The sequence below is a fragment of the Homoserinimonas flava genome, from assembly GCF_054969005.1.
Genome location: NZ_JBUEQS010000003.1, coordinates 312,298 through 324,735, shown reverse-complemented (window position 1 = coordinate 324,735; position 12,438 = coordinate 312,298). Strand labels below are relative to the sequence as shown.

At 66.8% G+C, this 12,438-nt stretch carries 9 protein-coding genes; 7 read left to right on the top strand and 2 right to left on the bottom strand.

Annotated elements, in window-relative coordinates; genetic code table 11:
• From dnaK to ACY48M_RS10265, 6 genes are all read left to right on the top strand, one after another.
• The gene (gene dnaK / locus ACY48M_RS10290; RefSeq protein WP_462820195.1) at positions 1–1,845 is read left to right on the top strand and encodes a molecular chaperone DnaK; all 1,845 of its coding nucleotides are present in this window, start codon (positions 1–3) and stop codon (positions 1,843–1,845) included.
• Positions 1,846–1,847: 2 nt separating this feature from the next.
• The gene (locus ACY48M_RS10285; RefSeq protein ID WP_462820194.1) at positions 1,848–2,432 is read left to right on the top strand and encodes a nucleotide exchange factor GrpE; all 585 of its coding nucleotides are present in this window, start codon (positions 1,848–1,850) and stop codon (positions 2,430–2,432) included.
• A 116-nt stretch (positions 2,433–2,548) separates the two neighbouring features.
• Positions 2,549–3,532 carry a DnaJ C-terminal domain-containing protein gene (locus ACY48M_RS10280; protein WP_462820193.1) on the top strand — a complete coding sequence of 328 codons (984 nt, stop codon included), beginning with the start codon at positions 2,549–2,551 and terminating at the stop codon, positions 3,530–3,532.
• A gap of 2 nt (positions 3,533–3,534) precedes the next feature.
• Positions 3,535–3,957: a heat shock protein transcriptional repressor HspR gene (locus ACY48M_RS10275; protein ID WP_462820192.1), complete on the top strand. Its 423-nt coding sequence runs from the start codon at positions 3,535–3,537 to the stop codon at positions 3,955–3,957.
• A complete protein-coding gene (locus ACY48M_RS10270) occupies positions 3,957–5,153 on the top strand; it encodes a class I SAM-dependent methyltransferase (RefSeq protein WP_462820191.1) in 1,197 nt (398 codons plus the stop codon). Before ACY48M_RS10275 ends, ACY48M_RS10270 begins: the two co-directional genes overlap by 1 nt.
• A 3-nt stretch (positions 5,154–5,156) precedes the next feature.
• Positions 5,157–7,319 carry an ATP-dependent Clp protease ATP-binding subunit gene (locus ACY48M_RS10265; RefSeq protein ID WP_462820190.1) on the top strand — a complete coding sequence of 721 codons (2,163 nt, stop codon included), beginning with the start codon at positions 5,157–5,159 and terminating at the stop codon, positions 7,317–7,319.
• 108 nt (positions 7,320–7,427) lie between these two features.
• On the opposite strand, the gene ACY48M_RS10260 is transcribed toward ACY48M_RS10265, so the two are convergent.
• Positions 7,428–9,119: a long-chain-fatty-acid--CoA ligase gene (locus ACY48M_RS10260; RefSeq protein ID WP_462820189.1), complete on the bottom strand. Its 1,692-nt coding sequence runs from the start codon at positions 9,117–9,119 to the stop codon at positions 7,428–7,430.
• Between the two features lie 73 nt (positions 9,120–9,192).
• Between ACY48M_RS10260 and ACY48M_RS10255 the strand changes: the two genes are divergently transcribed.
• Positions 9,193–11,259 carry an acyltransferase family protein gene (locus ACY48M_RS10255; protein WP_462820188.1) on the top strand — a complete coding sequence of 689 codons (2,067 nt, stop codon included), beginning with the start codon at positions 9,193–9,195 and terminating at the stop codon, positions 11,257–11,259.
• 101 nt (positions 11,260–11,360) lie between these two features.
• Here ACY48M_RS10255 and ACY48M_RS10250 read toward each other — a convergent pair whose 3' ends face one another.
• Positions 11,361–12,431 (bottom strand): threonine aldolase family protein, encoded by a 1,071-nt coding sequence (locus ACY48M_RS10250; protein WP_462820187.1) that lies wholly within the window; start codon positions 12,429–12,431, stop codon positions 11,361–11,363.
• Positions 12,432–12,438: the final 7 nt, after the last annotated feature.

The window sequence follows — 12,438 nt, the reverse complement described above, 5'->3', positions numbered from 1 at the left end:
ATGGCTCGTGCAGTAGGTATCGACCTCGGAACCACCAACTCGGTGGTTTCAGTCCTGGAGGGTGGCGAGCCAACCGTCATCGCCAACGCCGAAGGCTTCCGCACCACCCCATCGGTGGTTGCATTCACGAAAGACGGCGAAACCCTCGTCGGCGAGACGGCGAAGCGCCAGGCGGTCACCAACGTCGACCGCACGATCGCGTCCGTCAAGCGCCACATGGGCACCGACTGGACCCAGGATGTCGACGGCAAGAAGTACACGCCGCAGGAGATCTCTGCGCGCATCCTCGCCAAGCTCAAGCGCGACGCCGAGCAGTACCTCGGCGAGCCGGTGACGGATGCCGTCATCACGGTTCCCGCATACTTCAATGACTCGGAGCGCCAGGCCACGAAGGATGCTGGCGAGATCGCCGGCCTCAACGTGCTGCGCATCATCAACGAGCCCACCGCGGCCGCCCTCGCCTATGGCCTTGACCGCGGCAAGGAGGACGAGCTCATCCTCGTCTTCGACCTCGGTGGTGGCACGTTCGATGTCTCCCTGCTCGAGGTGGGCAAGGACGACGACTTCTCGACCATCCAGGTGCGCTCGACCGCCGGTGACAACCGCCTCGGCGGTGACGACTGGGATGCCCGCGTCGTCGACTACCTCATCAAGCGCTTCAAGGAGACGACGGGCGTCGATGTCTCGAACGACAAGATTGCAAAGCAGCGTCTCAAGGAGGCGGCGGAGCAGGCCAAGAAGGAGCTCTCGTCGTCGATGAGCGCGAGCATCCAGCTGCCCTACCTCTCGCTCACCGAGAACGGCCCAGCCAACCTCGACGAGACGCTCACCCGCGCCAAGTTTGAAGAACTCACGGCCGACCTGCTCGAGCGCACCAAGCGCCCATTCAACGACGTCATCAAGGAGGCGGGTGTCAGCGTCAAGGACATCGCGCACGTTGTGCTCGTCGGCGGATCGACCCGCATGCCCGCCGTGACCGAGCTCGTCAAGAACCTGCTCGGCGGGCAGGAGCCCAACAAGGGCGTCAACCCGGATGAGGTGGTCGCCGTTGGCGCCGCCCTCCAGGCCGGCGTGCTCAAGGGTGAGCGCAAGGATGTGTTGCTCATCGACGTGACCCCACTCAGCCTCGGCATCGAGACCAAGGGCGGCATCATGACGAAGCTCATCGAGCGCAACACCGCCATCCCCACCAAGCGGAGCGAAACCTTCACGACGGCGGATGACAGCCAGCCCTCGGTCGCCATCCAGGTCTTCCAGGGTGAGCGCGAGTTCACGCGGGACAACAAGAACCTCGGCACGTTCGAGCTCACCGGCATTGCGCCGGCACCGCGCGGCGTTCCGCAGGTCGAGGTCACGTTCGACATCGACGCGAACGGCATCGTGCAGGTCCACGCCAAAGACAAAGGCACCGGCAAGGAGCAGTCCATCACCATCACGGGTGGCTCGGCGTTGTCGAAGGACGACATCGAGCGCATGGTGCGTGAGGGCGAAGAGCACGCGGCCGAAGACAAGAAGCGTCGCGAAGAGGCCGAGGTCCGCAACGCGGCCGAGCAGTTCGTCTACTCGACCGAGAAGCTCATCACCGAGAACGAGGACAAGCTCTCCGACGAGGTGAAGACCGAGGTCCGAAGTGACCTCGATGCGGTCAAGTCCGCGCTTGCCGGAGACGACGAGGACGCTGTGAAGACGGCCCTCGACAAGCTCAACATCAGCCAGCAGAAGATCGGCGAAGAGATCTACGCCGCCGCGCAGGCCGAGAGCGCCGCCGAGCCCGCCGCCGACGCGACCAGCAGCGACGAAGACATCGTCGACGCCGAGGTCGTAGACGAGGATGAGAAGAAGTAGCAATGACAGACCCGAAGAACGACAAGGACCAGGGCGCCGACGTGCCCGAGCCCGACGTCGGTCGCGACGACCTCGAGGAGGCTGCTGACGGCCTCCTCGAGGCCGAAGGTCCCGACGTCGAGACCTCACTCGACGACACCGACCTCTCCTTCCTTGAGGAGTCGGCCAACGATCTCGCGGCGGAGCGGCTCGCCGACCTGCAGCGACTGCAGGCCGAATACGCCAACTACCGCAAGCGGGTCGAGCGTGACCGGGAGGCCAACCGCCTCCTCGCCGTGCAGGACATCGTCACCTCGCTCCTGCCAGTGCTCGACGACCTCGACCGTGCCGAAAAGCACGGAGACCTCGAGGAGGGGCCGCTCGTGCTTATCGCGCAGAAACTCCGCGCGACGCTCGACCGCACCGGGCTTGAGCGGGTCGGGGCCAAAGACGACGAGTTCGACCCCAACACGCACGAAGCCATCGCCCAGGTGCCGACCCCGGATGTCACGGTCATGACGGTGCTCGACGTGCACAAGGTCGGCTACCGCCTCGGGCAACGCCTTCTCCGCGCGGCCCAGGTGGCCGTGGCGGTGCCGCAGGACTGATTCCCGCTGGTTGAGTAGGCCGCTCGCGGCCGTATCGAAACCCCCACGGTGATCGTGCCGGATTTCGATACGGCCCTGGCGGGCCTACTCAATCAACGAATTTTGAAAGGGGTCTGATGGCCAGTCAGGACTGGTTGGAGAAGGACTTCTACAAGGTGCTCGGCGTCTCGAAAGATGTTTCTGATGCCGACCTGAAGAAGACCTACCGCAAGCTCGCGCGCCAGTTTCACCCCGACTCCAATCCGGGTGATGCGCGCGCTGAGGCTCGCTTTAAAGACATTAGCGAGGCGCACGCGGTGCTCGCCGACCCCGAAACCCGTCGTGAATACGATCAGGTGCGGGCGATGGGTATGGGTGCCCCCCGGTTCACGGCTGGCGGCCGCGGGCAGCAGGGCGGCTTCGACGACATCTTCGGCGGCATGTTCGGCCAGGGCGGCGGTGCCCCTGGTGGTGCCCGCGGCGGCTACCAGTCGAGCGATTTCGGTGACATTTTTGGCGGCATGTTCGGCGGTGGTGCCGGGGGCGGTGCCGGGTTCCGTGGCCAGGCGAAGGGCCGGGATGTCACGGCGACGACGACCCTCGATTTCGATTCGGCCATCAACGGCGACACGGTGCGGCTGCAGGGTGTCGACGGCAAGCCCATGAATGTGCGCATCCCCGCCGGGGTGAGCGACGGCCAGAAGATCCGGCTCAAAGGCAAGGGCGAGGCGAGCATCGATGGTGGCCCTCCCGGAGACCTGACGCTCACGGTGACGGTGAAGAAGCACCCGGTGTTCACCCGCGAGGGCAACAATCTTCGCGTGGAGGTTCCGGTGACATTTATTGAGGCAGTGCAGGGTGCCACGATTGAGGTGCCCACACTCGGCGGCGAGCCCGTCAAGCTCAAGGTCGCGCCCGGCACCCCGAGTGGGCGTGTGCTGCGGGTCAAAGGCCGCGGGGTGACCTCGGGTGGGGCATCCGGTGACCTGCTCGCGACCGTGCAGATCGTCGTGCCAGACCGCCTGACCCCGGATGCCGCGAAGGCCGTCAAGGCGCTGGCGAAGGCACTACCAGATGAGAACCCGCGTGACGACCTGCTCGCCAGGGCGCGGAAGGCCTGACCGTGGACCCCGCCGCCCCGCTCTTTGCGATCGCCGTCGCCGCCGAGCTTGCTGGTATGCACCCGCAGACGCTCCGGCAGTACGACCGGCTTGGGCTGGTGAGCCCAAAACGCACGAGCGGTAAATCGCGGCGGTACTCGATGCGCGATGTCGTGCAGCTGCGGGAGATCGCGGCACTCGGCGCTGAGGGGGTGAGCCTTGAGGGCATCCGTCGCATTCTCACGCTCGAAAACCAGGTGAGCCACCTCAGTGGGCGGGTGCGGGAGCTTGAGGCGGCACTCGCCGACGAACTGTTGAAGCAGTCGGGCCGGCGGGTGTTCGCGGCCGACGAGACGGGGGCGGTTGTGTCGCTTCGGGCGGGCGAGCGGGTGCGTCGCGCCAACCAGGTCGTCGTGTGGCGGCCCCTCGAGCGCGGGAGCTCGTGATGGCCGAATTCGATTTCGACACCCTCCGCCGCTACCCCGACGTTGAGGCGCCAAACCTGTTTGCGGTCGACGCGAGCGACCGGCTCATCCTTGATGAGGCTCGCGGCGCGATCCAGGGTGCGCCAGACGCCGTCACAGTAATCGGCGACCGGCACGGAGCGCTCACCCTCGGCGCTATCGCCCTCCATGGGGCGTGGAACGTGCGCGTGCACCAGGACGCCCTCGTCGGCCAACTCGCGCTTGGCCACAACGCCGCCGCGTTCGACCTCGGCGACAACTTCGAGCAGCTCGAACTCAGCGCCCCGCTCCTCGCCGGCGCCCGCACCGTGCTGCTCCAGCTGCCCAAGAGCCTCGGCGAACTCGACGAAATCGCCGCGCTCATCGCCGCGCACGCCGACCCCTCCGTCGTCGTCTACGCCGGCGGCCGCATCAAACACCTCACCCCCGCCATGAATGACGTGCTCGCCCGCTACTTCGAGGTCGTCACCCCCTCGCTCGCCCGACAGAAGTCGCGCGTGCTCGTCGCCCGCGGCATCCGCAGCGACGCGGCACCCTCCGAGTGGCCGCAGCGCGAATACAACGACGAGCTCGGGCTCTGGGTCGTCGCCCACGGCGGCGTCTTCGCCGGCACCAAACTCGATATCGGCACGCGCACCCTCCTGCGCCACCTGCGCGAAATGAAGCCGGATGCACGCACCGCCATCGACCTGGGGTGCGGCACCGGAATCCTCGCCTCAGCGATCGCCCGCAGCCGCACGGGGGTCGCCGTGCTTGCCACCGACCAGTCGGCGGCGGCCGTGGCATCCGCCCGCGCGACGGCCCTGGCGAACGACCTTGCCGTGACCGTGACCCGGGATGTGGGGCTCGCCTCGCAGCCCGACGCCTGCGCCGACCTGGTGCTGCTGAACCCGCCATTCCATTCGGGGTCGGCCGTGCACGCCGGAGTCGCCCTCACCCTCTTCGACGACGCCGCCCGGGTGCTGAAACCCGGCGGCGAACTCTGGACCGTCTACAACTCCCACCTCGCCTACCGCGCGGCGCTCACCCGCTCGGTCGGCCCCACCCGTGTCGTCGCACAGAACCCGAAGTTCACGGTCACCGTTTCGGTAGCCGGCGGCGGCACAACCCCCCGAAACAACGCAATCGGAAACGAAGCACACGCGAGTCACCCGGACTCGACCCCCGAGATTGGATAGCAAATGGCGAACATGCAGGGCGCCCCCGGCACCGATGAAGAGCAGAAGACCGCACTTGAGCGCTACGGCGTCGACCTCACCGAAATCGCACGCGCCGGCAAACTCGACCCCGTGATCGGCCGCGACGCCGAAATTCGCCGCGTCAGCCAGGTGCTCACCCGCCGCACCAAGAACAACCCCGTACTCATCGGCGAGCCCGGCGTCGGCAAGACGGCCGTCGTCGAAGGCCTCGCGCAGCGCATCGTCGCCGGAGACGTCGCCGATTCACTCAAGGGCAAGCGCCTCGTCTCGATCGACCTCGCGGCGCTCGTCGCTGGTGCGAAATATCGCGGCGAGTTCGAGGAGCGGCTCAAGGCCGTGCTCAAAGAGATCAACGACTCCGACGGCCAGGTCATCACCTTCATCGACGAACTCCACACGCTCATGGGTGCCGGCGGCGGCGACGGTTCTGTCGCGGCCGCCAACATGCTCAAGCCCATGCTCGCGCGCGGCGAACTCCGCCTCATCGGCGCGACGACGCTCAACGAGTACCGCGAATACATCGAGAAGGATGCCGCGCTCGAACGCCGCTTCCAGCAGGTCTATGTCGGCGAGCCCTCCGTCGAAGACACCGTCGCCATCCTCCGCGGACTCAAAGATCGCTATGAGGCCCACCACCGTGTCGCGATCGCCGACAATGCGCTCGTCGCCGCGGCATCCCTCAGCAACCGCTACATCACGGGCCGCCAACTGCCAGACAAGGCGATCGACCTCATCGATGAGGCGGCGAGCCGACTCAAGATGGAGATCGACTCGTCGCCAGTCGAGATCGATGAGCTCAAGCGTGCCGTCGACCGCATGAAGATCGAGGAGCTCGCCCTCAAGAAGGAGAAAGACCCCGCGTCGAAGGCACGACTCCAGAAGCTGCGCGAAGACATGGCCGAAAAGCAGCAGGTGCTGCTCGACCTCGAGGCACGCTGGAAGAACGAAAAGTCGGCGTTGCAGGATGTCGGCGAGCTCAAGAATCAGCTCAGCGATGCGCGCATCAAGCTCGACCTCGCCATGCGTGAGGGTGACTATCAGTCGGCATCGAAACTGAACTACGAGATCATCCCGCGCATCGAGAAGAGCATCTCCGATGCCGAGCACGGCGAAGTGCAGGGCGACCGCATGGTCAACGACCAGGTCACCGACGGCGACATCGCCTCCGTCGTGGCCGCGTGGACGGGCATCCCGGTCGGCCGCCTCATGCAGGGCGAGACCGAGAAGCTGCTGCATCTTGAGACCGAGCTTGGCAGACGCCTCGTCGGGCAGACAAAGGCGGTGCGAGCGGTATCGGATGCGGTGCGCCGATCGCGTGCCGGCATCGCCGATGAAAGTCGGCCGACCGGGTCGTTCATGTTCCTCGGCCCCACCGGAGTCGGCAAGACGGAGCTCGCGCGCGCCCTCGCCGAGTTCCTCTTCGACGACGAGAAGGCCATGGTGCGCATCGATATGAGCGAATACGGGGAGAAGTTCTCCGTGTCGCGGCTCGTCGGTGCCCCTCCCGGCTACATCGGCTACGAGCAGGGTGGTCAGCTCACCGAGGCGGTGCGGCGGCGGCCGTACTCGGTCATCCTGCTCGACGAGGTCGAGAAGGCGCACCCGGAGGTCTTCGACGTGCTGCTGCAGGTGCTCGACGACGGCCGGCTCACCGATGGACAGGGCCGCACGGTCGACTTCCGCAACACCATCCTCATTCTCACGTCGAATCTCGGCAGCCAGTTCTTGGTCGACCCGACCATGACGCCCGAGATGCGTGAAGAGGCCGTGAACCTGGCGGTGCGCCAGACGTTTAAGCCCGAGTTCGTGAACCGGCTCGACGACATCGTCATCTTCTCCATCCTGAGTGAAGAAGATCTCGCACAGATCGTCGAGCTCTACATCGACCGGCTTGCCCGTCGCCTCTCCGACCGTCGGCTCACCCTCGCCGTCACCCCGGATGCCCGGGCCTGGCTCGCCGAGCGCGGCTTCGACTCCATGTATGGTGCGCGCCCGCTGCGCCGTCTCATGCAGAAGGAGATCGATGACCGACTCGCGATGGCGATCCTCGCCGGACGTATCACCGACGGCGACACGGTGCTCGTGAACCTGCAGCCGGATGCCGAAGGCCTGCAGGTGAGCCGCTCGGACGTGTCCGGGGTCTAAGGCCTCCACCCCCGTGAAAGGTCAATGTTTGCGCCAACGGCGCGGCGTTGGCGCGAAGAATGACCTTTCACGGCCCGAGTCGAGTGCGCGAGACGGGACGCGCGTGCGTCAGCGGTCGAGCAACTCTTCGCGCACGACCCGGCGCAGCACTTTGCCGATCATCGAGCGGGGCAACTCGTCAACCGCGATCACCGTGCGAGGCACCTTGTAGGCGGTGAGGTGCTCGCGACAGAACTTGCGCACCGCGTCGCTGTCGAGTGACGCGCCGTCGGCGAGCACGACGACGGCCGCGACATCCTCGCCCCCGCCCGCATTGGGCAGCCCGACGACGGCGGCTTCGGCGATCGACGGATGCGCGACGAGCGTTTCTTCGACCTCGGACGGTGCGACGTTGAACCCGCCGGTGATGATGAGCTCTTTCATGCGGTCGACGATCGTGATGAAGCCGTCGGGGGCCACGGACACGATGTCGCCGGTGCGAAGCCATCCGCCAGGGAGCAGTATTTCGCGGGTTTCGTCGGGGCGTCGCCAATACCCCTGGAACACCTGGGGCCCCCGGATGAGCAGCTCACCCTCGTCGCCAGCGGCGCAGTCGATCTCAGGGTTGTCGGGGTCGACGACCCTGATCTCGGTGCTCGGGAATGGCACCCCGACCGTGCCGGGTCGCCGCGTCGGCCCCATTGGATTGCCGGCGACGACGGGGGCGGTTTCGGTCATGCCGTAGCCCTCGATGAGCAACCCGCCGGTCGCTTCTTCCCACGCCTCCACCGTTTCGATGGGCAGGCTCATGGCGCCGGAAATGGCGAAGCGGATGCCGCGGAGGCTCACCCGGCGCTTCTTCGCAGCTGCGGCGAGGCGAGAATAGATGGGCGGCACTGCGGGCATGAACGTCGCGGGCGTTGTGCGCATGGCGTCGAGCACGAGTTTTTCGTCAAACTTGGGGAACAGCACGAGGCGCGCGCCGATGCTGATCGCGAAGGTGAGACACAGGGTGAGCCCGTACGCATGGAACATCGGCAGCACGCCGTAGACGGTTTCGCGCCCGGCCCGAATGCCCTGCACCCACGCGGTCCCCTGCATCGCGTTGACGCGCAGGTTGGCGTGCGTGAGCACGGCACCCTTCGGGATTCCGGTCGTGCCGCTCGTGTACTGCAGCACGGCGATGTCGCCGATCGATGGCGACGGATGCGAGTGGCGCAGCGGGTGGGCATCCGTCAGGTCTTTCCAGTCCACGGTGCCGCGCACGGTGTTGCCCGTCGTGAGGGCGGCGCGCGACTTCTTCGCCGCCGACACCGGCAGGCGCAGCGCGAAGCGAGTCTTGAGGGGCATCGCCCGCGTCACATCGACCGACACCACATGCTCGACGCCGAGATCGCTGGGGAACGCGACGACGGATGCCGCCACCTTGTCCCACACGATGGCGACGCGGGCCCCGTGGTCTTCGAACTGGTGGCGGAGTTCGCGCTCCGTGTAGAGCGGATTGTGTTCGACGACGATCGCCCCGAGCCGGAGGATCGCGTAGAAGGCGACGACGTGCTGTGGGCAGTTCGGGAGCACGATGGCGACGCGGTCGCCGGCGGAGACACCGAGGTCCTTCAGGCCGTTGGCGACACGCTCGACCTGTTCGCCGAGTTCGCGGTAGGTCATGCTCTCGCCGAAGAAGTCGAGGGCGGGGCGACGGCCGTGTCGCTTCACGCTTGACGCAAGCATCTCCACGAGGGTTTCGCGTGGCCGCTCGACCTCGTAGGGCACACCCTTCGCGTATGACGACAGCCAGGGTTTCGTAGAGAGATCAGACATCAGGTCCATTCTTGTGCTGGGTGGCCGTGGTTTGACTGGGAGCGGCACTTGGCCGCTGGTACTCTGGCCCTCGATGTCTGAGACACTTCGCGCCCGTCGGCGTACACGCACCGAACGGCCGAAGCACTTCGAATCCCACATTCAGGGGCTCCGCGCCATCGCGGTACTCCTGGTTGTACTGTTCCACTTCTGGCCTGGGCGCCTCTCCGGCGGCTACATCGGTGTCGACATTTTCTTTGTCATCTCCGGGTTCCTCATCACGGCGCACCTGGTGCGCGAGCTCACGAACACGGGGCGCATCAGCCTGCCACAGTTCTGGGCGCGGCGGGCGCGGCGCCTGCTGCCGGCATCCATCGCGGTGCTCGTCTTCTGTTCGGTTGCGACACTGCTGGTGTTGCCGCTGAGCGGGCTCGGCGATACGGTGCGCGAGATCCTCGCGAGCACCTTCTATTTTGAGAACTGGCTGCTCGCGGCCGATTCGGTCGACTACCTCGCCGCCGGCAGTGACGCCACCATGGCGCAGCACTATTGGACCCTCTCGCTCGAAGAGCAGTTCTATGTGCTCTGGCCGCTGCTGCTGCTCGCCGGGGTGGGGCTCGGAGCGAAGTTCTTCACGCAGGGCCGCACCGCCGCCCTCATCGTCACGGTCGTCGCCGTCACGGTGCTCTCGCTCATCGTCTCTGTCGTCTACACGGCACTCGAGCCGGCCTCGGCCTACTTCGTGACCTTCACGCGCATGTGGGAGTTTGGCATCGGCGGCCTCCTTGCCCTGCTGCCGCGTCTGCGCCCGCGCGGGGCCTGGATGTCGAACTTGCTCGGCTATGGCGGGCTCGTCGCCATCCTCCTCGCCGGCTATTTCTACGATGCGACAACGCCGTTTCCCGGCTCCATGGCGCTCGTCCCGGTGCTCGGTGCTGCGGCCGTCATCGTCGCCGGTCGCACCGAACGCTGGTGGGATGCCGGCAGCATGTTGAGCCTCCGCCCCGCCCGCTTCATCGGCGACATCTCGTACTCGCTGTACCTGTGGCACTGGCCGCTCATCATCATCGCGCCGTATGTGCCGGGCTGGGGGCTCAGCACCGCCCACCGGCTCACGCTTTTTGTGCTCTGCTTCGTGCTCGCATGGCTCACCAAGAAGTTTGTCGAAGATCCGGGACGCCAGTGGCGGTTCCTCACGACTCGGCGCCCGCGCGTCACCGCCGCGTTTGCCGTCATCCTCATGGCGATTTCTGCCGCCTTCGCTGGGCTCGCCTATGTCGTCAATCAGCCCAAGTATGAGGCGGCGGCGGCCGAGCTCGCCGAGATCCGCGAAGACTTTCCCGAATGCTTCGGCGCCCTCTCTGCCGATGGCTGCGAGAACCCCGACCTCGCCGGCAGCATCATCCCGAGCCCGGGCTTCGGCAACGCCGACTCGCCCGACCGCGAAGAATGCTTCGTGCAGCTCAACAACTCCGAGCTCGTCGGCTGCACCTTCGGCTCAGACGATGCGGATGCCCCCCGCGTCGCCCTCATCGGTGACAGCCACGCCTACCAGTTCATTGAGGCGATGATCGTGCTCGCCGACGAACGCGGCTGGGCTCTCACGACCTACCTCAAGGGCGCCTGCCCGTGGACCGCGACCGAGGTCGGCGGCCCGAGCACGGCGTTCACCGATTCCTGCGCGGCCTGGCAGCAGAACCTGCAGGCCGAACTTGAGGGCGGCGAACCGTTCGACGCAATCTTCACCGCCGCGCTCGCCGCGACCCCCTACCCCGACGCCGACACGGATGCCGCGGCATCCGGGTTCACCGAGGCGTGGGCTTGGGCGGGCGACACCCCCGTCGTGACCATCGTCGACAACCCCGACCTCGCTGAAGACCCCAACAAGTGTCTGCGGCAGAACGACCCGGCGGCATGCACCGAGCTGCGCGACGATGTGCTGCCGGAGGAGGATCCGATCGCGATTGCGGGGGCCGAGGCATATGCCCTGCTCGACCTCACGGACCTGTACTGCGATGCCGAAGAGTGCCACCCCGTCGTGAGCGGCGCCAACGTGTACCGCGACCAGGATCACCTCACCGTGACGTGGACGCTGAGCATGAAAGACCTCATCGGCGACGCGATCGATGGCGTGCTCTCGGGGCAGCCGCGCGGGGCCTAGCGACTCCGCCCGCGCGGCCTACCCGGCCGCTCCCCGCGATTGGGCGGGTGTTTTGTGCGACGGCGGGCGAAACTTCACCCGCCGCAGCAAAAAACACCCGCTCAACCGGCCCCGTCGAGCGCGGCGACGATGTCGGCGATGAACTCGTCAATATCCGCCTCGGTGGTGTCGAATGAGGTCATCCAGCGCACCTCGCCGGTCGCGGCATCCCAGTCATAGAAGTGGTGACGCTCGCGGAGTGCCGCGGTAGCCGCGCGTGGCAGGGCAGCGAAGAGCGCGTTCGCGTCGCTCGGCTGGGTGAACCGCAGGCCGTCGGCGTGACCGTCGGCGATCGCTCGCTCGAGCCCCGTCCGCAGCCGCGTCGCCATCGCGTTCGCATGCTGGGCCGAACGCAGCCACAGGTCGCCCTCGAGCAGCGCGATGAGCTGTGCCGACGCGAATCGCATCTTCGACGACAGCTGGGCCGTGTACTTGCGCAAAAACGGCAGGCCGACGGATGCTTCGGGCGAGAGCACCACGACGGCCTCGCCATAGAGCAGGCCATTCTTGGTGCCGCCGAGACTCACGAGGTCGACCCCGACATCGCTCGTGATGGCGCGGAGGTCGACCCCGAGTGCGGCGGCGGCGTTCGCAAGGCGAGCCCCGTCGACGTGCACGCGCATGCCGAGGGCGTGGGCGTGATCGCAGACGGCCCGCAGCTCGCCGGGCGTGTACACGGTGCCGAGCTCGGTCGACTGGGTGACGCTCACGACGAGCGGCTGGGCGCGGTGCTCGTCGCCGCGCCCGCCAGCGTGACGGTCGATGAGTGCTGGGGTGAGCTTGCCGTCTGGGGTGTCGACCGCGAGAAGCTTGATGCCGGCAATCCGCTCGGGGGCACCGTTTTCGTCCGTGTTGATGTGCGCGGTGCTCGCCGTGATGACGGCACCCCAGCGCGGCAGCATGCTGGTGAGGGCGATGACGTTCGCGCCGGTGCCATTGAAGACGGGGAAGGCTTCTGCCGCGTCGCCGAAGTGCCCCTTCACGACCTCCTGCAGTCGGGCCGTGTACACGTCGGCGCCGTAGGCCACCTGGTGTCCGCCGTTCGCCTCGGCGATGGCGGCGAGCACCTCGGCGTGCACGCCCGCATAGTTATCGCTCGCGAAGTGGCGCCGTGCAGGATCGTGGATTCGCATCCGTCAA